Source organism: Mucilaginibacter gynuensis (genome assembly GCF_039541195.1).
Taxonomy (GTDB): domain Bacteria; phylum Bacteroidota; class Bacteroidia; order Sphingobacteriales; family Sphingobacteriaceae; genus Mucilaginibacter; species Mucilaginibacter gynuensis.
In genome coordinates this window covers 206,477-227,964 of record NZ_BAABFT010000004.1, presented here as the reverse complement: position 1 = coordinate 227,964, position 21,488 = coordinate 206,477, and the positions used below count along the sequence as shown (strand labels likewise).

Below are 21,488 nucleotides of genomic sequence, written 5' to 3'. Positions count from 1 at the left end.
ATAAATTTGATTTACATTGCCTTGCACACATCACTAACATGAAAAAAATATTATCCGCCGCTGTTATTTTAATAGGAGTAAGTACTGCAACCTTCGCGCAAAAAAAGGCTGCCGAAGTTAAAACTGTTGTTGACGCCGAAGAAAACTTCAACAAAATAGTTGCCCGTAAAGGTATTAAAGATGGTTTTTTAGCCGTTGCCGATGTTGAAGGTATTGTATTTAAACCCGACGCGGTTAAAATAGTAGACTTTTACGCCAACATAGCCAAGCAACCGGGTGTTTTAAAATCAGAGCCTAAGTTTGCCCGCATATCTGCCAATGGCGATCTGGGGTTTACTGCCGGCCCTTACACTTACCAAAACGGTAAAAAAGAAGAAGATAAGGTATATGGCGAGTACGTATCCGTATGGCGTGCCGATACCGAAGGCAAATTAAAGCTGTTACTTAACCTGGGTATACAACACCCTGAGCCGGAAAAAGAGGTTACTATAGATTTTAAAGAACCCGATTCAGCTAAAGTGATAGCGGCAAGTAAAGACCCTTTCAACGGTAAGAAGATCATTATTGATACCGATAAATCATTCAACGCGGCGCTTACCCGTTCTACCGTTGGCAGCTATAAAGAATTTTTAAGTCCGGAAGGCCGTTATTATTTCCCGGGTTTTGAGCCGATGACCGGTACAGACCGCATTATGCGTTTCGTAGCCAACGAAGCCATCAGCATCACCGCCGAAACCACCAACGCAGGCCGCTCAACCAGCAACGACTTAGCTTACAGCTACGGTAAAGCCCGCATCAAAAAAGGTAACATAGTAAGCAGCTTCAACTACGTACGCATTTGGGAAATAGACAAAGATTTCAAATGGAACATCCTGCTGGAAATATTCTCGGCAGTTGAAAATGAATAATTTGGTCATTGTGTCAATGGGGCATTATGTCATTGGCTTTGTTGGTCATTAGGCATTGACTATTGTTCGACGAGAAAGCCATAATAATTTATAACAAGAAAGGGTTCTGATCTTATCAGAACCCTTTCTCTATTTAGAACATTGCCAATGACTATATCCAATACCCCATTAATGACCTAATGCCACAATGACTAAAGTAATGACTAAAACAATGACTAATAAAGCTGTTGAATAATATCATTAGCCGATAATCCTTCGGCTTCGGCGTGGTAGCTGCGAACTATGCGGTGACTGAGGATGGGTTTGGCTACGGCCTGCACATCTTCTATATCAGGCGAATACTTGCCGTTGATCACCGCGTGGCATTTGGCGCCAAGCACCAAAAATTGCGATGCCCTCGGGCCCGCGCCCCAGTTAAGCAGCCTTTTTATTTGCGGTGTGGCAAACTCGCTGTCGGGACGGGTTTTTGAAACCAGTTTTACAGCGTATTCAAGCACATTATCGGCCACGGGGATATTGCGTACCAGTTGCTGAAAATAAATGATCTGCTGGGCGTTTAATACACGGTGTACTTCTGTTTGTAAAGTACTGGTGGTGTTTTTTACTACCTGTAATTCCTCGGCAAAGCTTGGGTAGTTTAGCGTTACGTTAAACATAAACCTGTCCAGTTGTGCTTCGGGCAGCGGATAAGTACCTTCCTGTTCTATCGGGTTTTGGGTAGCCAGTACAAAAAATGGCTGTGCCAGTTTATGAGTGACACCGGCCGCGGTAACCGCTTTCTCCTGCATGGCCTCTAACAAAGCGGCCTGTGTTTTAGGCGGTGTACGGTTTATTTCATCGGCCAGTATGATGTTTGAAAACACCGGGCCGGGTATAAATTTAAAGTTGCGGTCTTCACCCAATATCTCCGAACCTATAATGTCCGAAGGCATCAGGTCGGGAGTGAACTGTATGCGTTTAAAATCCAGATCGAGCGCCTGCGCTATAGTTTGTACCAGCAGCGTTTTAGCCAAACCCGGTACACCTACCAGCAGCGAGTGTCCGTTGCTGAATATCGATATCAGCACATATTTAATAACCTCATCCTGGCCAATAATTACTTTGCCAATTTCGGCACGTAGTTTCTTGTAGGCCTGCCCAAGGGCATCGGCCGCTTCCACATCAGAGGTATACTGCATATTGTATTATTACGGTTTGGTTTGCGCTGTAATGGCAGCCGATGGCCATCCTTTCAGCTGCGGACAAGATAAGTAGTTTTCGTCAACCCTGATGTAGGTTTCTTTACGTCTTTTTTCAAACCACTCGCTTATGGTGCGGTTCACCTTGGCATCGTAAGTAGCTTCTTTCAGTTTCGGGAAATCTGTTTCCAAACTGGCCTTGTGCGCGTCGGTAACCGATTTAAGGTATAAGATCTTGTATGATTTTTTACCGGTTTCTTTTTCGGTAAATACTTGCGGGGCAGCTGTAGCGCCAACCTTCATGGTATCAACCACCAGGGCTACCTGCGGGTCTAACTTATCGGTAGGGATATGGGTAGTACGGGTTTGAACGTTATCAAGGTTCAGCATCATACCGCCGTTGTATTTGGTTTCTTTATCGTCAGAGTAGTAAGCTGCCGCTGCCGAAAAATCTATCTTTTTATCTTTCTGTAAAATGGTGTAAACGCTATCGGCCATGTGCTTAGCCCTTTCCAAACTGGCCTCTGTAGTTACAGGGACTATCAGTATGTGGCGGGTGTGCACCTGCTCACCGCGGCGCTCCAGTACCTGTAAAAAGTGGAAACCGTAATCGCTTTCAAATACCGGTGAAATTTCGCCGGCCTTCAATTTAAACGCTACTGCCGAAAACTCTTTTACGAAGGAGCTGCGATCTGAAAAACCCAGATCACCACCTTCAGGCGCCGAACCCGGATCCTGCGAGTATAAACGTGCCAAAGCCGCGAAGTCTTCACCGTTTTTGATACGGGTACGCAGGTCTTCGGCTTTTTGCTTGTATAGTGATTTCTCTTCCTTGGTCAGCTTAGGCTGAAATACGATCTCGCCTACTTCAACTTCTTTGTTGTAAGTAGGTAAGCTATCTTTAGGGATGTTTTCGAAATAAGCCTTAACATCCTGCGGGGTAACATTCAGTTTTTCGATGATCTTACTACGCATGTTCTGCGCTATCATCTGCTCTTTAATATCACTGCGAATCTCGTCTTTATACTGAATAACGGTACGGCCCAGGAAACCTTCCAGCCTGTCTTGTCCGCCGGCGCGTTGTATCATACCGCGCATACGGCGATCAACCTCGTTATCAACATCTTCGTCTTTCACCTGCACACTATCAATAACGGCTTGTTGTACAAGCAATTTCTGGCTTAGTAAACTTTGCAGTATCTGGCATTTAACATCAGCATTAGGGGCGTTACCCTGTATTAAAAACTGCGCGTATTGCAGTTCAATATCTGATTGCAGTATGGGGCTGTTGCCCACTACGCCGGCAATATTATCCAGCATACGTACTTTCTCTTTAACCGCGGCAGGTTTAACGGTACTGTCCTGCTGTGCTTGCGCGCTGGCAGTGATGAATAAAATCAATGTTAAAACTACTGTCCCTATCTTTCTCATGTATCTTTAAAATGCTAATTATGTTACGGATAGCTGTTCCGTAAAAAGTCCGAATTTCGGTAAAATTTATCAATTATAGCAGCACAAATAAATTACCGGCTATATATTATGCGAATATGCCGATAAAGCATCAAACCGTTTAGTTACTTTTGTTAAAAATTGTTAAAGTGAAAGTTGAAAACCCGGCCGCTTTTCGTTTTATACTTGATGACGATATTTACCTGTTAAATACCGACAAGCAAGGCTATGTGCAAACTAAAAGCGAATCCATAACTGAGCCTGTTACCGAACCCGCGGCCGTTGCCCCTCCTGTTGCTGAAGAAGTTAAACAACCCATTGCAGTACCACAACCGGTAATTGAAACGCCTAAACCAGTGTTTAAGTACCTCGGCCGCAACAAACAACGCTTTTTAATACTGGTTAACTACGCCGATGCCGATTTTATGCAGGCCGAGCATTTATCCGCGCTGGAAAATACCATAAAACGCAAGGCCCTTACCATGGAAGACGTGATAGTGACCAACCTGGCCAAATATCCAGGGGTAACCATTACCGAACTCAGCGCGTTTTTTAAGCCTAAAAAGTTATTGGTACTTGGGCAAACGGCCATGCCGGCAGCAATTGCGCCGCTTACGCTGAACCAGCCGGAAACCATTAACGGCATACCTGCCCTTTTAACTTTTAGTTTTAACGAGATGATGACCAATAACGACTATAAAAAAGCGTTTTGGGAACAAGTGAAAAACTTCTAAATAATACTATGCAGCAATTAGTTTTTGCAACCAATAACCGCCACAAACTTGATGAAGTGGCCGCTAAAATCAACGGACAAATAGCACTGCTTACCCTTGATGATATTGGCTGCCACGATGATATTGAAGAAACCGGTACTACCTTCAGCGCAAATGCCTCAATAAAAAGCCACCACATTTATAACAAGTACCATGTTAACTGTTTCGGTGATGATAGCGGACTGGAAGTTGATGCCCTCAACCTTGAGCCCGGCGTATACTCGGCACGTTACGCGGGCGAACACGGCAATCATGCGGCCAACATAAAAAAGGTATTGGAAGGCCTTGGTGATACCCCTAACCGTAAAGCACGTTTCCGCACGGTGATTTCATTACTGTGGAACGGTGAGGAACATTTTTTTGAAGGAACGGTAGAAGGCACCATTCGTTATGAAGTAAGCGGCGAGGGCGGTTTTGGTTACGACCCTATTTTTCAACCCGATGGATACAACATCACCTTTGCCGAAATGACCATGGAAGAAAAGAACCGCATCAGCCACCGGGCAAAAGCGATGGATGGATTGATCGCGTTTTTGAATAAGGTGTAACTAAACTTACAATGTTTAAAAGATCATTACTCTTTTTAATTTTCATTGGTTTGATCTCCTGTTCAAATGGGTACAACAAAATACCTCAGGAATTAAGGGATGTTAATAGACTTGTTAAAAATATAATCCCATTTAAGAAATGTGACTATTGGTGTTATGCAGAGGGGCATTTTGCATCAAGCTCTGATAAAATTGATATTATATATCAAGTAGGAGAAAAACCAAAATCATTAAAATTCAAAGATCCGGGTCCGGGTTTATTTGTTGGATGCGCTCCTTTATTGTGTTATAAATATATTACTTATGTTAACGATGGGAAGGTAATCTACGTTAACAACGCTGATGATTTGAAAAAATTTATTGGCCCCGTTGATAATATTGAAGAAGCCCTGTTAATCGGCTTGTCAGATGGTCTTGAGATTGACAATGACACTCGTGGCGGCACTTACAAGGTAACAGATCAGGGATATGAACTATTGTTAACACACTTTATAAATTGCCCGATAACAAAAGAATCGGTATATCTTAAATTTAACAAAAGCGGATTAATTGAGAAAACTCCACAAAGCGTATTTCATAAAGAGAAAGGGTGCATTGTATATTGAGAAATCTAATAATTCATCTCATCCAGCGTAACCCCTCTTTTAAAGGTCATAACACAAAGGTGATATAACTTCAGCTAACAGAGCAACTATAACTGCAACGATGTTTGCGACTTAAAGCTATGTAAAGTATTACTTAAACCCGGAACCCCAAGCCTGAAACCTGGCAATTGAATCTCTTACATCTCCGCTTCAATATCCCGGTATAAATTTTCGGTGCTTGAGGGGCGCTTGAACTTGTTGATGATCTTGCCTTCTTTGGTTATAAAAATGTAGTGGGGAATACCGCTTACGTTGAATTCTTTAAATAGCGTGGCGTTTTGTTCGGTATTTAAAAAGTAATGTTCGGCTTTAAAAGGGAGCTTCGCTATTATTTCTTTAAAGGTTTGCTCGGGCGATCTGTTACACAGGAAAACAAAGGCCACCTTATCGCCAAACTTATCTATCAACTGCGGATAGTAAGTAAACTCATCGCGACATGGGGCGCACCAGGTTGCCCAAAGATCAATATAAATGCCTTTACCCGGATACTTTTTCACCAGCAGCTTTATCATATCTGATTCTGTTGCTTTGGTGTAAGATATATTAGCGGGTGTTTTTGCACGGAGCACGTTAGCTTTAACATAAGCCGCAACAGCCGGATTATTAATTTTTTTGAGCAATTGCGGTGCTTCCGCTTTTATGAAAGGAGAAAGGTAATATCCTTTAATGGTGTTCCCGATGGCAATATCGCTCAACTCGGGCGGCAGGGTAGCTTTATAGTAATTGCAGGTAATGGAGCAGGTGATAGAATCGGCCGCGTCCATCGCTTTCGGTTTTTTTCTGAACCGGTCTTCAATAACGGCCAGCTCTACCGAATCGCGCTTATCGGTTCTGTTCTCTAAAAACTTGTTAACAAGTTCTGTTTCGTAAGCGTTTAAAACGAGGTGCGGGTTGTTCATGATCCTGGCTTTCATGATCTCTTTTTCTACATATCCAGGTAAAAGATCCTGCATTCTTTCTGCCGCGTAAAAAAACTCGCTGCTCTGATAATTGCTATGCGGAAATTTGATCTTACGGTAATCCAAAGGCTTTCCGCTATTGTTGGCGTTTATAATAGCTTTGGCTATAAGCTTGTAAGATAAATAAGATACCGCCCAGTCGTGTAGGTTGATCTCCTGATTTCCAGCGTTATTGATGCCTGTATTTTTTAGCATTAGCGGGACATCCATAAGTCTCGCATCAGCATTACCTGCCTTAAGCGAGGGTTTTGCCGTTGCTGCCGGTTTGGCATTCGCACCACCTGTTTTAAACTGATCAATAGTTTTCAATAGTGCTGGCACTTCCGCCAATGCAGTGTTTAGCTTGTCCTCATCTATTCTTATCGTATCGGCAACTACCAGTTTGCCCAAGCTTTCGTAAAGCCGTGAAATCTCATTTTGTATCTCGGCCCCTTTGCCATAAAATGGCTTGGTAAAATCGGGCTGATAATGCGGGTTGGGATAACCCTCATAAGCCTGCGTGATTTTGCGAACCGGTAGCTTTAAATTTAAAGATGCCCCCGGCTCAACAACAGCCATGGTGTAGTATCCGCTCGCTCCCAAAGTGATATAAATACTTTGTGTTTTCAGCACATAAAACGAAAACTGAAACGAGCCATCGGGTTTTATTTTGGCATATACCTTGTCTTCTGAACCTGTTGGCAAATTGTACCGCAACGACAAAAACTTATCTATATAAACCTTCTTATCCAACTTTGTATAACCGGGGATATAACCCTTTATGATAACATTGTTAGATGTTTGAGCAAAGACGGAACCGATCGTCAGAATTAGTAACACCGCTGTAATGTTTAACTTGATCAGTAAAAAGAAGGGTTTATTTTGGGGCATTATAATAGGTTATTATGCCATAAAGATGGGGATTTAATGTGATGATGCAAGGATGTAGCGTTGATCTTTAAAGAAGTTGTTATTGATATATGCAAAACCATCTACTTAATTGTGGATTGTACTGGTATCAACGTAAGTCTGCTCTTGGGCGCAGTGCCCCATTACTTTTGAGGGCAAAAGTAACAGACTGAGCGAAGCGATCTCATGAGCACCTATAAAAAACAACAGCGAATAAACCCTTGTCCAGCAAAAGGCTTCTTGCCGCACATGGCCTCTGCGCTGCAAAGCGGGCAGAACTGAGGGCTGGAACTTTTGCCCCGCCGCTCATTCCTTCCCCACATGCAACAAGCTCCTATGCCCGCCTTTACGCTCTTGGCCGCCAAAAGTTCTGCCCGCTTTCGCCCGAAGCTATTTGCTGACGGAGAAGGAGGCATCTTAAAGCCCTCTCCCATGGAGAGGGTTGGGTGAGGCGAATAGTTTACTTCTGCTTCCCTGTAGTATCCTTTTTAACCGGCGGATTGGCGCCCGGTTGTTTTACGTTTGATGTGTCTTTCGGCTGTACCACCGCTGGTAATATTACCGGCGCGGTGTTCAGCGTGCCATCGGCAACACGGTTGCGGTTAACGTTGGCCTTTTCCGGATCAATGGTAATTACTTCTTCTTTATCGGCCGGGTCGGTTTTTGTGCTGTCGCGCAAGGCCGGTTTATTTCTTAAGGACGAATCACCGCTCATTTTACTGCCGCCTACCTGTTTCAGCGCGGTTTTACCCGGTGGTGGTAGTTTGGATGCCGCCGCGGCACGGGCAGCAGCCCTGTTGGCCGCCTTTCGCTTGTACGAGTTAATGATGGTTTCTTTGGAGAGAGGCCGCTCTTTAGGCTTCCATATAAAGTTTTTCAGCATCCGGTCGTCCTCCTTAAATAAGTGTGGCGGTGCGTAACGTGTTTCCGGTTTGTTCAGGAAAGCCAGTACCGACACCCCACCGTTCTTCATCTTCAGGCGCAGCCTCGTACTTAACGAGCGTTCTATACCCTTAATGCGTTTGGTGGTGCTATCGCGATTATAATAAATGGTTTCCGAGTTACCGTCGACAAACAATACATCCAGCTTACCCGATTTAAAGAAACCCCGCATCTTTTTACCACCCACCTGGTTAAAGTGCACAGAATCATCTTTCTCTACATTCACCGCGAAGGAGTTGTAGTAGATATCCATGTTGTCGAGCTTTTTATTCTTCATCTGCAAATCGATGGTATCGCCCGATAGTTGCGAACCCTGTGTCCACAGCATCGGGTTAATATAGCAGCGGATGGTTGAATCGCTGTAGCTAAAGAATATAGAGTCGGCCTTGGCTTGCAGGTCTGTTTTAAAGATCTTGGCATCATGGTAAGCCATAATGGTACGCACACGGGCAGTATCGCTTAGTGTTACCAAAGTTTTGGCATATACCGGGTCGGTTTTCATTTGCTCATTGGCACGGTTAATACTATCCTGCCTGGCCTTTTTAGGGTCAATCTTGGCAATATTCTTCAGGCCTTTTTTAGTGGTATCAATACCAACCGGTTTAGGTTTACCAAACAATAACGGATTAGTGGCACCGGTATCGCGGCGTATCCCTACCTGCAATGCAGGGTCGAGGTGTTTGGGCGATGTTTTATATACTATAGGGGCGGGCTTTTGTGGCTTTTTGGCGATGGTATCGCCCATGTTGGCCGTTCGCATCTTTTCCTTCAGTGCTTTGAGCTTACCGTAGGTCATTATCTGCGTTTCGAGAGTATCAGCACTCATATATACCGAATCTACCTTCATTTTTTGTTTTGGCGGCGCAATGGTAATGGTAGGTTTAGCTATCGCTTTGCTTTTGTCTGTGGTTTTCAGTTCTGGCTTTTTAACAGCCTTGGCGGCATCTTTAACCGCGGGTACAGCAGCTTTGGCCGCATCCGTTATCGCTTTGCCTGTACTGTCTTTTTTAAGCAGCGGTACATCTTTTACCGTGGTGTCAGTAGCAGTGGTGTCCTTTTCCTCGGTAATAAAAATAACGTAGGCATTTTCGGTTACCACGGCGCGTTCCTGGCTTTTATAATAAGTACCCAGATCGCCCTTCAGGGTAACCTTTTGTTCGGTATCGGTAAAGGTGATGTGCTTAACCGCCCTGCCAAAGCCCACCAGCCTGTCGTAAAACAAGCTATCGCCTTTTAACGATTTGGTGCCCTGTTTGTACAAGTTGTTCTTGCTAAAAAAGGCCTGCTCGGTAACGGTATTGTATAAACCTTTGTCAGTATACAATGTATCCTTATCTTTTGCCTTGCCATAAATATTGGTAGGCCCGTAAAAGTAGGCGATTCGGGTACCGCTATTATAACGAAGGGTATCGGTTTTAATCAGCGCGTCGATAGTATTCAGCACCACATCATACCTGAAATAAGCATCGCGCGATTGCGCGAAGTACCAGCCGTTCTTACTGGTAAGCGTATTATCTTTATTTACCAGCTTGCCCCCGCCGGTGTAAGTACCTATACGGGCTGCCGTATTATAAGTAAGGTAATTGGTGGTAAGCGTGGCGTCTTTATCTACCATTTTAACGTTGTCGGTTAATATGGCAATTTTGGTGTTCCCGTTATAGTTCAGCTTATCCGAAAAAATATTAAGCGTATCGCCCTGCGATATGTTCACATTGCTAAAGGCATCAAAGGCATTATCCTGCGGATAAAAATAGGCGCTATCCGACCGCAGGATGGAGTAATCCTGCTGAAAGGTGCCGTTGTAAACCTTTATTACATCTTTACCGTTACGTTTAATGCCCTCGCTGCGGTCGGACTTGATGAGCCGCACCTGCGACTTTTTTTGCTGGGCCATAACCGTCCCCATCACTAATATAAAACAGAAGCTTAAAAGGCATTTTTTCACGTAGGCAAAATTAGTTTTTTGTCGGGCTTATTTAAATTAATAGTTTTGATGTTATGCTCCCCGTTAAAAGCTTTACTGAATTTGTTGTACAAAATAGCCTGTTTACCGCTAACAGCAAAATTTTAGTTGCCGTAAGCGGTGGTATGGATTCGGTTGTATTAACGCATTTATTTAAAGCAGCCGGGTATAATTTCGGCATAGCGCATTGCAATTTTCAGCTGCGCGGGGCCGAAGCCATTTCCGATCAGCAGTTTTGTAATCACCTTGCCCAACAACTCGGGGTGCCTTTTCATACCACCAATTTTAACACCCAACAATACGCCAGCGATAATAAAATATCAATACAAATGGCTGCGAGGGAGTTAAGATACGAGTGGTTTGAGCAAATAAGGCAGCAATACAATTACGATGCAATAGCGCTTGGCCATCACCAAAACGATACTATTGAAACAATATTGTTGAATCTTACCCGCGGTACGGGCATTGCCGGCCTGCATGGTATTTTACCGCGCAACGGCGTACTGGTGCGCCCATTATTGTTTTTAGGGCGCGATGACATTAGTCGCATTATTACCGAACAAAATTTAGCTTATGTGGAAGACAGCTCAAACGCGTCTGTCAAGTATGCCCGCAACAAGCTGCGCCACGAGGTGATCCCTAAATTAAAGGAGCTGAACCCCAACCTCGAAAATACTTTTGATAATAACCTGCGCCACTTTCGCGAACTGGAGACAATACTGGAACAACGTGTAACGGAGCTAAAACAACAGGTGTTCCGCTATCACGATGATGAAGTTCACCTGTCGGTAGAGGCCGTAAAGGCACTGCACCCGCAGCATTTGTTACTGTATAAACTACTGCAACCCTATGGCTTTACAGAGGTTGTGGTTGATGATATTATTTCGTCGTTAAATAAACATGCCGGCAGGCAGTTTGAATCCACGGTGTTTAAGCTGATTCTTGACCGCGACAAGCTGATCATCGCCCCAAAAAGCAATACTACATTTAACCCTGTTCAGTTAAACATGGGTGATTCCGAACTCGATTTTGCGGGATATAAGTTGAATATATTGCATGATGATACGCCGCTGATTGTAAAAGACAACCCCTTGGCCGTATCCATCGATGCCGACCTGCTGCAATACCCTTTAACCATTCGCCCATGGCAGCAGGGGGATGTTTTTTACCCGCTGGGGATGAAAACGCGTAAAAAACTCAGCGACTTTTTTATTGGCGAGAAAGTGCCTCTGCATAAAAAAGATAGCATCCCGCTGATTGTTAATGGCAACGGTGATATTATATGGATAGGCGGCTACCGCCCCGATAACAGATATAAAGTAAGCCGTAACACTAAAAAAGTTACTATATTCGAATTGTATAAAGTATCATGAGCGCTAAAGTTGATAAAGCCGTATTTGTAGAGAAACAATACCTGGGCAGGGAGTTTATTCCGCTTACCATACGCCTTGTTTTGGCGATGTCGTGCTTTGCGGCTTATATTTTTACGGATGAGCGCGAACGCAACGGTGATCTGCTGATCGTGGTAGGTTTCGGCATTATCATCATCTCAATTATTATGGGCTTTTTACTGCATTTTCGTACCAGGGTGCAAAATAAAAGCGTTTACCTCGATGGCCTTTGGACCACCCGTATTGTAAAAATAGACCTCAACAGTATTATCAAGGTAGAAAAAGGCACCTACAGCCGCTACCTGTTCAACAACCCGGTATATAACCTGCACACGAAGGGCACCATCCGCTTTTATGCCGGCGGCAACGATGCCATTCACCTCACCGACCGCGACGGCCTGCTTTATATCATCGGCACCCAACACGCCAATGAGTTTTTACGGGCTATTGAAGGGGAAATGAGGTAGTTTTTTGAGTTGCCGGGATCGAGGTTTCAGGTTTCAGTAAGATCAGGTTTGACGGTTTTGGGTCGAGGGGCGTGTAATCACATCCTGAAAATTCATAACAATGACAATCTGACTATAGCAACACCATCCCTAACCTGAAAAAACAGGCCACCCGCGCCTGAAACCTCGAACCCAATTACTCCGGCCACCCGAACCTGAAACCCCGAACCTGAAAAAAAACTACTTCTTCAATCCGATCTCTCTCAACCTTTCATCAAGGTATTCGCCGGCGGTAATATCGGTGTATAGCTTAGGGTGCTCGGCGTCGATGCACGATTCGAGGCTTGTTAGGTCCATGTCTGATTTTGGGTGCAAAAAGAAGGGCACCGAGTAGCGTGAATTCTTCATCAGTTCGCGCGGCGGATTAACTACCCTGTGAGTGGTTGATTTCAGTTTGTTGTTAGTTAACCTTTGCAGCATATCGCCTACGTTAACTACCAAGTCTTCACCGTAAGCCTTCACCGGGAACCAGGTATTATCGCGGGTAAGCAGTTCCAGGCCATCTGCGCTGGCGCCTATCAGCAGGGTGATCAGGTTAATATCTTCATGCGCGCCGGCACGTACGGCATCGTCAGTCAAAGCATCCGGATCAGTTATCGGGAAATAGTGCAGCGTACGCAGTATGGAGTTGCCATTGTGCACTTTATCATCAAAATAAGTTTCGGGCAGGTTTAAATAAACCGCTATGGCACGCAGCAGGTATTTACCTACCGTTTCCAGCTTTTTATAAACTTCCAGTGTGGTGAGATTAAATTCGGGCAGTTCATCTACCTTAATATTATCGGGGTACAATTCTTTAACCGGGTCGTTATCTTCTACTGTTTGGCCTATCTGCCAAAATTCTTTCAGGTCGGGTTTGGTGAAGCCTTTAGCGGTTTCCTTCTCTTTGCCCGTATAACCACGCTGACCGGCAAGGCCTTCTATTTCATACTTATCTTTCACCTCATCGGGCAACGAAAATAACTCTTTTACCTGCTCGTACAGCTTGTCAATCAGTTGTTTGCTTAAACCATGATTAGTGATGGTTACAAAGCCCGTTTCGTTAAAAGCTTTGCCAATATCGTTAGAAAATTGCTCTTGCTGCGCAAGGCTTCCGTTCACATAATCGTTTAAATCAAGCCTTGGGATGTTTACTGTGCTCATGGTAATACGGTAAAATAGATGTGCGTAGAATGCTTTAAAGGTACAAGTTAAAGTAATTTTAGCAAAGGCATTTGTAACCTTTAAGTGATATAACTGTTAATAAGATATATTGATTTAAACGTTTTGAATTTTATTACGTCAAAACCGGTATAGAGCAATTATACTTACCATTATGAGAGTGTTTAATAAAATATGGGGCCTTGGTTTAATAGCGCTGATGATAGCGTTGGCCTCTCCGAATAAAAGCATGGCGCAGGGCGGATATGTGAGCGATCAGGAGTTTTACGATGAACTTGAACCCTATGGTACCTGGGTTGACGATGCCGACTACGGTAATGTTTGGGTACCCGATGTTGACCAGGGTTTTCAACCTTACGGCACTAACGGCCACTGGGTATTAACCGCCTACGGTAATACCTGGGTATCAGATTACGACTGGGGCTGGGCACCGTTTCACTACGGCCGCTGGAGGTTTGACAACTATTACGGCTGGACATGGATACCAGGCTACGAATGGGCACCTGCATGGGTGGCATGGCGCCAGGGTGGTGGTTACTACGGCTGGGCACCTTTATCACCGGGCTTAAGCATTGATATATCTTTCGGTAACTATAATATACCCGATAATTATTGGGTGTGCGCGCCGCAGGCTTATATTAACAGCCCTAATATTTACAACTATTACGTGCCTTACCGCAACAGGGTGACCATTATACACCAAACCACCTATATTAATAACGTTTATACTTATAATAACAGGAGGTACTACAGTGGTCCGCGTACCAGGGATATTGAACGTGCTACCGGCAGACCGGTGAGGGTTTATAATATTAACAATGTAAACCAGCCTACCATACGTGGTACCCGTGGCGAGAACAGCGTAAATATTTACAGGCCAACCATACGCCGTAATGATAACGCGCGCCCTGCAAGGGTGGTTGACGGCGCGGCTTACCAAAGGGAAAACCCTAACCAACGCATTGCCGACAGAACAAACGGCATTAACCGTAACAACGCGCAAAGGCTGGCCAACGTTGCCCGCAGCGAAAACCCTAACAGCAGCGTAGTACGTGTAAATAACGACAGGCCTGATATTCGGAACGGAAACCGTGGCGACAGGGGCGACCGTAATAATAACAACGGTAATAATAACGCAAGGCCGACCGATAACCGAAATGGCAGGGGCAATACCCCATCTGACCAAAACCCGGCCGCTGTAACTAACGAACGTGTACAACGCGACCAAGGCAATCAGATAAGGCAACAACGTCAGCAACAGAACGACGCGCAAGGGCAGCAAACCGATGCCCAACGTCAGCAGGCGCAACAACAGCGTGAGCAAGTAAGACAACAACGCCAACAGCAGAACGACGCGCAAGGGCAACAAACCGATGCCCAACGTCAGCAAGCACAGCAACAGCGCGAGCAAATAAGGCAGCAACGCCAGCAGCAGAACGATGCGCAAGGGCAACAAACCGATGCCCAACGCCAGCAGGCGCAGCAACAGCGTGAGCAAGTAAGACAGCAACGCCAACAGCAGAACGACGCGCAAGGGCAGCAAACCGATGCTCAACGTCAGCAGGCGCAACAGCAACGTGAGCAAATGAGGCAGCAACGTCAGCAACAAACTGAACAAGCCCAACAACAGCAGCGCCAGCAGCAAGCCGATCAACAAAAACAACAACGCGATCAGCAGTTGCAACAACAACGTCAGCAAGCCGAGCAGCAGAAACAGCAGCAGCAGGAACAACAAAAGCAACAGGCTCAGCAGCAACAAGAACAACAACGCCGTCAGCAGCAGGAGCAGCAGAAACAACAACAGGAGCAACAACGCCAGCAACAGCAGGAACAACAAAAACAACAGCAAGAGCAGCAACGTCAGCAACAGCAGCAGCGCCAACAGGAGCAGCAGCAAAAGCAGCAGGAACAACAACAGCGTCAGCAAGAGCAACGCCAACAGCAGCAGCAACAACAACGTGAGCAGCCTCGCGAAACCCGTCCGTCATCAGGTGGTGGCCGCAGGGGTTAATTGGCGGCAAACAAAAACAACATATTATACATTTATAAAAGCACAATTATCTTTCAGGTAATTGTGCTTACTTTTATATCATATATGAGAAGATCAGCATTAAAACTAATGGGCGGCTTATTTATGCTGCTATTAACAACAGCGCCGCTATTGAGCCGGGCGCAAAGCACAAAAGGGATAGTTTTTATGGAAGATGCCTGGACCGCAGCCCTTAAAAAAGCCGCTCAACAAAAGAAATACGTTTTTGTAGATGCTTACGCTACCTGGTGCGGACCATGCAAGATGCTAAAGAAAACCACGTTTGTAGATAAAACCGCCGCCGCCTTTTACAACAAGAACTTTGTAAACCTGGCCATGGATATGGAAAAAGGACAAGGCCCCGCCCTTGCCGCGCAATGGGCACTGGAAGCTTACCCAACATTGCTGATATTTGATTCGAAAGGTAAGCTGGTATTAAAATCCGTAGGGTTTATACAAGCGCCCGATCTTATAAAATTTGGCAAGCAAGCCTTAGCCGCTAAAAAATCATAGGTAAAGGTTCTTCACTATTCAATAAGGTGATTATCATTAAGAGAATCGGTGAAATCACTAAAAATCTGTGTAATCCAAAGAAATAAAATAAAAAAAGGCCAGAAAACTCTCGCAGTTTCTTGGCCTTACATCTACCTATGAAAAACAAACCCTTTGAGAAGGGATATTAAGATATAGCCAAATGCAGTGCCAAAATCCTAAACCTGCTTTAAACCTATAATTAAGGTGTTTTTAACTGGTAGCCCAAAAATGGATGTGTAATACATTCCCCATAGGTGGGTGATATTTCTTCGTTTGCGGTTTTTAAATGAAAGGTTAAATGGTATAGCGATGATTTAACCGCTGAGTTCGGGGAGTTTTTGCGCCGAGATACGCGGAGATTCTCTTTTCTGTCATGCTGAGGAACGAAGCATCTATCATCCCAGGACGAGAACAATGCATAATAGATCCTTCACTACGTTCAGGATGTCAGTGAAAGGGGATAGACTAAGATTATCTGTGAAATCATTCTCCCGATCGGTGGCATCCCACTCAATCGGTGAAATCCCCACTAAAAATCTGTGTAATCCAAAGCAAATAAAAAAAGGCCAGAAAACTCTCGCAGTCTCTTGGCCTTACATCTACCTATGAAAAACAAACCCTTTGAGAAGGGATATTAAGATATAGCCAAATGCAGTGCCAAATTCCTAAACCTGCGTTAAACCTATAATTAAGGCATTTTTAACTGATACCTCAAAGTTGTTGAGTAATCCACTCCCCATACCTGGGTAATATTTCTTCATTTACTATAGAGGCCTAATAAAACTTTTCCCGTTTAATGATGAGCAACTATAAATTTTCGGCCTTAATAAATATAGCTTGGTTAAGCGAACTACTTAACCAAGCCGACAGGTTTACTCATTCCTTACCTGATAAGTAATTAAATTGCTAATGGCGTAGTTAAAATAACTTCCCGAGCCTCAAGCAGCGGAATTATTTTGCCAATAACTATTGTTTGAAAATGATCTGAATTACGGTGTTCTGCAAGCGCTACTTCATCTTTATATCCTTCAAACAATATCAGTGTATTGGCATCCGAATTATCCTGAAGTAGGTTATAAAATAAGTTACCATCTTCTGAACTGCTTTTTTTAACAACTTCGGGCAGTAAATTTAATACAGTATCTAACTGGCCTTCTTTAACCTGCCATTTGGCAAATACATGAATGGGTTGTTTCATCTTTATATATTTTTATATAGTGTATGTAGTGTTCAACATTATGTTACTTAAGCGATATTTAAATCACTTATGCTTTAGCGGCTTCTAAAAGGGCGACTACCTTTTCGCCTACGCCTTTGGCAGAGGCCGGGTTTTGGCCTGTTACCAGGTTACCATCCTGAATACTATTATCAGACCATGGTGCGGCAACATGATATATGGCTCCTTGCGCGGCTAACGCGGTTTGCAGGTCAAAAGGCACATCGGGTCTGGCGTAATTATCTTCCTCTTCGGTAGTAAAAGAAGCTATGTTTTTACCGCTCACCAAGTAAGAGCCATCGCTCAGTTTTACATTAAGCAGCGATACCGGGCCATGACAAACGGCGCTTACTATGGCTCCGCGTTCGTAAGTTTCTTTTATTACTTGCTTTAGCAACGGAGCCTCGGGCATATCTACCATAGGTGCAAGTCCGCCGGGTATAAATATGGCATCATAAGCGCTTACATCTACACTGTCCAGCTTTACGGCCTTTTGCATATCTGCCCATCCGTTACCGGTAAGAAACTTCAGGTTGGCCGGGTCATCTACCAGGTTAAGCGCATCCAAATAAGGAGTATCGCCGGTTAAGCTGGCAAAATCAATTTGGAGGTTTGCTTTTTCAAACTCATAATAAGGATGAGCTACTTCCGGTAAAAAATTACCTGTTCTTCTGTTGTGCGGGCCAATAACATTAGCGTTTGAAACGATAATTAAAATTTTCTTTTTCATGGTTTTAAGATTTAATATGATTGTTAATGAATAATGTATTACTGTTTGATTTACATTACAAATTTGCATCGTTTGCTACCCCCGATACAAGGAGGCAAGTCACAGAAAAAGTGTGACCGAAATCACACTGCTTTATATTACTTAAAACTTTTAGATACAAGTTTGCCGGGAGCAGGCTACGGTATTGCAGGGTACAACACTTACTACTGCACTTGTGAGGAGAAGGTATGCAACAAAAAGAAATGATAAGAAATAACAGATTCCGGCTTACCTGGAGTACAACCTGCTTAGCGTTTCGCGGCTAACGCCAAGATATTCGGCAATATACTTTTTAGGGATCTTTTGCATCATATCAGGATACAACTTACCAAACTCTTCGTAACGTTGTTGGGGTGTGCTTGATAGCAATGAAATGATCCTTCGTTGTTGGGCTACATAGCCCTTAGTAAGTTTAACCCTAAAAAAGTGTTCCATTTTATGAATATCGGAAGAGAGGGTTTCCCTGCCGGGGAGCGTTGTACATAACACCTCGGCATCTTCCATGCATACAATATTTAAGGTAGCCTGTTTTTGGTTAAAGTAAGCCTGATAATCGGCCATCCACCAGTTTTCACCGGCAAATTGTACAATGTGCTCCTTCCCTTCGCTATCCAGGTAAAACATCCTGAAAATACCCGACAAGATAAGGTACTCATGAGTTGCCTGATCGCCCTCCTGAACTAAATATTGATGTTTTTTAACCCGTTTTAACGTGAAGAATGTTTTAACATGTTCAAATTCGTCATCGTTTACCGGCGTTATCTGCTCAATGTGTTTTCTTAATCTATCCATCAATATAGCCCATGTTTAACGGGCAATTAAAAGTAGATAAAAGTAATTTTATAGAGAATACGTCAACAAGATAAAATAATCAAATACACGCTGCTTAAAACAAAACTGTTAGTCTTTATTGGAAGTACTTTTCAGCATATACAGGGACCTTTTAATTTACGATTTTATCACTAAAGTTGATAGAAAACACCGCCCCGTTTCCTTCGCCACCTTTTAGTGAAAAAGCGAAACCGTGCTTAATCAAAATTTCCCTTACCAGGGTTAAGCCTATACCCTGCCCTTCTTTTTTGGTACTGAAGAATGGGGTAAACAATAATTCGCTTTCTGTTTCTGAAATTCCGCGGCCGTTGTCCTGAATACTGATACTGCGTGCATTAGTGTTTAAAACAATGTTGATCTCGCCGTTTTCTTCAATGGCCTCTATGGCATTTTTAATAATGTTAACGAATGCCTGCTCCATCAACTGTTCATCAGCCATGATGTAGAATGGCGTTTCCGGATGATCGAATTTTAATAAGATATGCCTGTCTGCCGCTGTAATTCCCATTAACGTTAGTACGTTTTGCAGCAGTTTACGCAGGTCTGTTTGGGTTTTACGGGGCTCGGGCAATTTCACGAGGTCGGCAAAATTGCGCATGAAAATATTAAGATTGTAATTGCGCTCCATGGCCACCTGTAACGCATCGTGTAATGGAGTTGTGCCCGGTACCTGCCACAGCGCATCGGTGGCCATTGCCGATTGTATAATGGAATTTACCGGCCCTATGGTATTATTTACTTCATGCGCCATCATTCGGATCACTTTGCCGTAAGCATTCTTTTCGGCAGCGATGATCTCGGCCGTCATTTCCTCCATCATCACAAAATGGCGCGGAAAGCCCCTGTCTATAAAATGTGAACGCTGCAGCTTAATAGTGGTATGCCCGGCAAGCCTTATGGTTTTTGTTTCTCCTGTTTTTAGTAAGGCAATATGCTGAAATATCGCGTCGGGCAGGTTGTCAATTTTATGCTTAAGTAATCCCCGCTCTTCCAACTGTAATAGTTGTAATGCCTTGGGATTTATTTGTTGTATATGGTTGTCAAAATCGAGTATTATGATGCCCGTAGGTGAAGTATTGATCAGCTTTTCGAGGAAGAAATGCTGTTGTTCCTGTATGGTTCGTTCGGCACGCAATTGGGTGATCATTTGGTTATAAACCCCAATCATCTGATCAACCTCGTACTTACCTGTGGGTAAAAACTCAATATTGAAATCCTGGTCCTTTATAGCCTCAATGCCTGTCATTAAAAACTTTAAAGGTTGTATCAACTGCCTATACAAACTCCACGAAATTACCAACGATAGAATAACGAATACTTCTGCAAGTATAAAGTAGGTTTTATTCTCCTTAAATATATAATAGGTGAGCGCCAGCGTAAGCACATGTATAATGCCTACAAAAAGGATAAACTTAGTCCTCAGTTTCATCATAAGGAATATTGTATTTATCCAGTCTGCGGTACAACGAGCTGCGGGTTAACCCCAGCGAACGCGCCGCTTTGCCAATTTTATTGTGATGATATTCCATTGCCTTCCTGATCATCTGCACTTCCATTTGTTCGAGAGTGAGGTCGCCAACACCCGGCAGGCGGGTACTATCCTTTTTAACGGGTGTGCCTTCTATTTGCGCGCTGATCACATCAATATCAAGTTCATCGCTTTTACTTACCAGTACCGAGCGTTCTACAATATTTTTAAGCTGACGAATGTTACCCGGCAACGGTAATTGCTGTAACCATTTCATGGCAGCCGGAGTAATAGTAAGGTTGGGCCGATTATATATTTCTTTCAGGTTGCTGATAAAGTAATTCACCAGCACAGGTATATCGCCGGATCGTTCGCGCAAGGCCGGCAGATAGATAGTGATGAGGTTGATACGGTACAACAGATCTTCCCTGAAACTGCCTTTAGCCACCATTTCATTAAGGTGTTTGTTAGTAGCGCATACCACACGTACATCAACCATTTTGGTGCGGCTGCTGCCCAAAACCTCGTAAGTACGGTCCTGCAAAACACGCAGTAGTTTTACCTGGCTTCCCTGGTCCAGGTCGCCTATTTCATCCAAAAAAATGGTGCCTTTATTGGCCAACTCAAACCGACCGGCACGGTCAAACCGGGCATCGGTAAACGCCCCGCGCACATGGCCAAACATCTCGCTTTCAAATACCGAGGTGGCTATACCGCCCAGGTTCACCTTAACAAAGGGTTTACCACGGCGCTTACTGTTCTGGTGTATGGCCTCGGCAATCAATTCTTTACCCGTACCACTTTCGCCCATAATTAATATAGAAGCATCGGTTGAGGCTACCCGGCCAATGGTTTCCAGTATGGCCAGCATTTTTTCATCGTGCCCTATAATGTGCTGAAAATTATACTGACTGTCTAACTGTCTGCGGGTATGTTTTTGCTTGCCCGCCCCTTTGAGCGACAAAAGCGTTTTAACCGACTGAAGCAGGTGATCATTATTCCAGGGTTTGTTAATGAAATCGCTTGCGCCCAGTTTCATGCCCTGTACGGCAAGCTCAATGCTGCCCCAGCCGGTTATTAATATTACAGGCAGGGCAGCATCAATTTTACGGATACGGCCAAGCAGGTCGAGCCCTTCCTCGCCGGAGGTATCTATGGAGAAATTAAGGTCGAGGATAACCAGTTGCGGCCTCTCTTTTTTAACAATAATTAATGCTTCAACAGGGGTAGCAGCCGCCTGCACATCATACTGTTCGCTTTTTAAAAGCAACAGCAGCGAGGTACGTACGGCTATATCATCATCAATTATCAATATCATAAGCAAAGGCTAA

Annotated in this window: 18 protein-coding genes; 8 read left to right on the top strand and 10 right to left on the bottom strand. The window is 44.1% G+C overall.

The features are described 5' to 3' along the window. The first annotated feature begins 38 nt into the window (after positions 1–38). A complete protein-coding gene (locus tag ABD894_RS10040; RefSeq protein ID WP_345210888.1) occupies positions 39–908 on the top strand; it encodes a hypothetical protein in 870 nt (289 codons plus the stop codon). 215 nt (positions 909–1,123) lie between these two features. On the opposite strand, the gene ABD894_RS10035 is transcribed toward ABD894_RS10040, so the two are convergent. After that, the gene (locus ABD894_RS10035) at positions 1,124–2,086 is read right to left on the bottom strand and encodes an AAA family ATPase (protein ID WP_345210887.1); all 963 of its coding nucleotides are present in this window, start codon (positions 2,084–2,086) and stop codon (positions 1,124–1,126) included. A 9-nt stretch (positions 2,087–2,095) separates the two neighbouring features. Then, positions 2,096–3,517, bottom strand: a complete 1,422-nt coding sequence (locus ABD894_RS10030) for a peptidylprolyl isomerase (RefSeq protein WP_345210886.1) — start codon at positions 3,515–3,517, stop codon at positions 2,096–2,098. 167 nt (positions 3,518–3,684) lie between these two features. Here ABD894_RS10030 and ABD894_RS10025 point away from each other — a divergent pair, with 167 nt between their 5' ends. Genes ABD894_RS10025 through ABD894_RS10015 form a run of 3 tightly spaced genes read left to right on the top strand, consistent with a single transcriptional unit; the run spans position 3,685 to position 5,461 of the window. Continuing rightward, entirely contained in the window at positions 3,685–4,269 is a 585-nt protein-coding gene (locus ABD894_RS10025) for a hypothetical protein (protein WP_345210885.1), read from the top strand. Between the two features lie 8 nt (positions 4,270–4,277). Then, entirely contained in the window at positions 4,278–4,856 is a 579-nt protein-coding gene (locus ABD894_RS10020; protein WP_345210884.1) for a non-canonical purine NTP diphosphatase, read from the top strand. A gap of 11 nt (positions 4,857–4,867) precedes the next feature. Further along, positions 4,868–5,461, top strand: coding sequence for a hypothetical protein (locus tag ABD894_RS10015; protein WP_345210883.1), 594 nt, complete (start codon positions 4,868–4,870; stop codon positions 5,459–5,461). Between the two features lie 176 nt (positions 5,462–5,637). On the opposite strand, the gene ABD894_RS10010 is transcribed toward ABD894_RS10015, so the two are convergent. Both ABD894_RS10010 and ABD894_RS10005 read right to left on the bottom strand, forming a co-directional pair. Beyond that, positions 5,638–7,329 (bottom strand): TlpA family protein disulfide reductase, encoded by a 1,692-nt coding sequence (locus ABD894_RS10010; protein ID WP_345210882.1) that lies wholly within the window; start codon positions 7,327–7,329, stop codon positions 5,638–5,640. A gap of 478 nt (positions 7,330–7,807) precedes the next feature. Further along, positions 7,808–10,183, bottom strand: a complete 2,376-nt coding sequence (locus tag ABD894_RS10005; protein WP_345210881.1) for an OstA-like protein — start codon at positions 10,181–10,183, stop codon at positions 7,808–7,810. 104 nt (positions 10,184–10,287) lie between these two features. Here ABD894_RS10005 and tilS point away from each other — a divergent pair, with 104 nt between their 5' ends. Further along, entirely contained in the window at positions 10,288–11,625 is a 1,338-nt protein-coding gene (gene tilS, locus ABD894_RS10000; protein ID WP_345210880.1) for a tRNA lysidine(34) synthetase TilS, read from the top strand. Next, positions 11,622–12,110, top strand: coding sequence for a hypothetical protein (locus ABD894_RS09995; RefSeq protein ID WP_345210879.1), 489 nt, complete (start codon positions 11,622–11,624; stop codon positions 12,108–12,110). The genes tilS and ABD894_RS09995 overlap by 4 nt, the downstream gene beginning before the upstream one ends. A gap of 219 nt (positions 12,111–12,329) precedes the next feature. On the opposite strand, the gene ABD894_RS09990 is transcribed toward ABD894_RS09995, so the two are convergent. Continuing rightward, positions 12,330–13,292: an isopenicillin N synthase family dioxygenase gene (locus ABD894_RS09990; RefSeq protein WP_345210878.1), complete on the bottom strand. Its 963-nt coding sequence runs from the start codon at positions 13,290–13,292 to the stop codon at positions 12,330–12,332. Positions 13,293–13,464: 172 nt separating this feature from the next. Between ABD894_RS09990 and ABD894_RS09985 the strand changes: the two genes are divergently transcribed. Both ABD894_RS09985 and ABD894_RS09980 read left to right on the top strand, forming a co-directional pair. Further along, entirely contained in the window at positions 13,465–15,321 is a 1,857-nt protein-coding gene (locus ABD894_RS09985) for a DUF6600 domain-containing protein (protein ID WP_345210877.1), read from the top strand. A gap of 84 nt (positions 15,322–15,405) precedes the next feature. Next, complete coding sequence (locus ABD894_RS09980; RefSeq protein WP_345210876.1) at positions 15,406–15,852, top strand: thioredoxin family protein; 447 nt, start codon at positions 15,406–15,408, stop codon at positions 15,850–15,852. A 919-nt stretch (positions 15,853–16,771) separates the two neighbouring features. Here ABD894_RS09980 and ABD894_RS09975 read toward each other — a convergent pair. The 5 genes from ABD894_RS09975 to ABD894_RS09955 form a co-directional block, all read right to left on the bottom strand. Next, positions 16,772–17,071, bottom strand: a complete 300-nt coding sequence (locus ABD894_RS09975) for a putative quinol monooxygenase (protein ID WP_345210875.1) — start codon at positions 17,069–17,071, stop codon at positions 16,772–16,774. Between the two features lie 67 nt (positions 17,072–17,138). Further along, positions 17,139–17,819, bottom strand: coding sequence for a type 1 glutamine amidotransferase domain-containing protein (locus ABD894_RS09970; protein WP_345210874.1), 681 nt, complete (start codon positions 17,817–17,819; stop codon positions 17,139–17,141). A gap of 267 nt (positions 17,820–18,086) precedes the next feature. Beyond that, positions 18,087–18,650, bottom strand: a complete 564-nt coding sequence (locus ABD894_RS09965) for a Crp/Fnr family transcriptional regulator (RefSeq protein ID WP_345210873.1) — start codon at positions 18,648–18,650, stop codon at positions 18,087–18,089. A 151-nt stretch (positions 18,651–18,801) separates the two neighbouring features. Further along, complete coding sequence (locus tag ABD894_RS09960; RefSeq protein ID WP_345210872.1) at positions 18,802–20,121, bottom strand: sensor histidine kinase; 1,320 nt, start codon at positions 20,119–20,121, stop codon at positions 18,802–18,804. Continuing rightward, positions 20,102–21,475 (bottom strand): sigma-54-dependent transcriptional regulator, encoded by a 1,374-nt coding sequence (locus tag ABD894_RS09955; RefSeq protein WP_345210871.1) that lies wholly within the window; start codon positions 21,473–21,475, stop codon positions 20,102–20,104. The genes ABD894_RS09960 and ABD894_RS09955 overlap by 20 nt, the downstream gene beginning before the upstream one ends. Positions 21,476–21,488 lie beyond the last annotated feature (13 nt).

Coding starts and splice junctions, on each gene's coding strand:
- ABD894_RS09965 (WP_345210873.1), bottom strand. CDS start 18,650: ATGGATAGATTAAGAAAACACATTGAGCAGATAACGCCGGTAAACGAT.
- ABD894_RS10030 (WP_345210886.1), bottom strand. CDS start 3,517: ATGAGAAAGATAGGGACAGTAGTTTTAACATTGATTTTATTCATCACT.
- ABD894_RS09980 (WP_345210876.1), top strand. CDS start 15,406: ATGAGAAGATCAGCATTAAAACTAATGGGCGGCTTATTTATGCTGCTA.
- tilS (WP_345210880.1), top strand. CDS start 10,288: ATGCTCCCCGTTAAAAGCTTTACTGAATTTGTTGTACAAAATAGCCTG.
- ABD894_RS10020 (WP_345210884.1), top strand. CDS start 4,278: ATGCAGCAATTAGTTTTTGCAACCAATAACCGCCACAAACTTGATGAA.
- ABD894_RS10015 (WP_345210883.1), top strand. CDS start 4,868: ATGTTTAAAAGATCATTACTCTTTTTAATTTTCATTGGTTTGATCTCC.
- ABD894_RS09955 (WP_345210871.1), bottom strand. CDS start 21,475: ATGATATTGATAATTGATGATGATATAGCCGTACGTACCTCGCTGCTG.
- ABD894_RS09995 (WP_345210879.1), top strand. CDS start 11,622: ATGAGCGCTAAAGTTGATAAAGCCGTATTTGTAGAGAAACAATACCTG.
- ABD894_RS10040 (WP_345210888.1), top strand. CDS start 39: ATGAAAAAAATATTATCCGCCGCTGTTATTTTAATAGGAGTAAGTACT.
- ABD894_RS10005 (WP_345210881.1), bottom strand. CDS start 10,183: ATGGCCCAGCAAAAAAAGTCGCAGGTGCGGCTCATCAAGTCCGACCGC.
- ABD894_RS09985 (WP_345210877.1), top strand. CDS start 13,465: ATGAGAGTGTTTAATAAAATATGGGGCCTTGGTTTAATAGCGCTGATG.
- ABD894_RS09970 (WP_345210874.1), bottom strand. CDS start 17,819: ATGAAAAAGAAAATTTTAATTATCGTTTCAAACGCTAATGTTATTGGC.
- ABD894_RS10010 (WP_345210882.1), bottom strand. CDS start 7,329: ATGCCCCAAAATAAACCCTTCTTTTTACTGATCAAGTTAAACATTACA.
- ABD894_RS09960 (WP_345210872.1), bottom strand. CDS start 20,121: ATGATGAAACTGAGGACTAAGTTTATCCTTTTTGTAGGCATTATACAT.
- ABD894_RS10035 (WP_345210887.1), bottom strand. CDS start 2,086: ATGCAGTATACCTCTGATGTGGAAGCGGCCGATGCCCTTGGGCAGGCC.
- ABD894_RS09990 (WP_345210878.1), bottom strand. CDS start 13,292: ATGAGCACAGTAAACATCCCAAGGCTTGATTTAAACGATTATGTGAAC.
- ABD894_RS09975 (WP_345210875.1), bottom strand. CDS start 17,071: ATGAAACAACCCATTCATGTATTTGCCAAATGGCAGGTTAAAGAAGGC.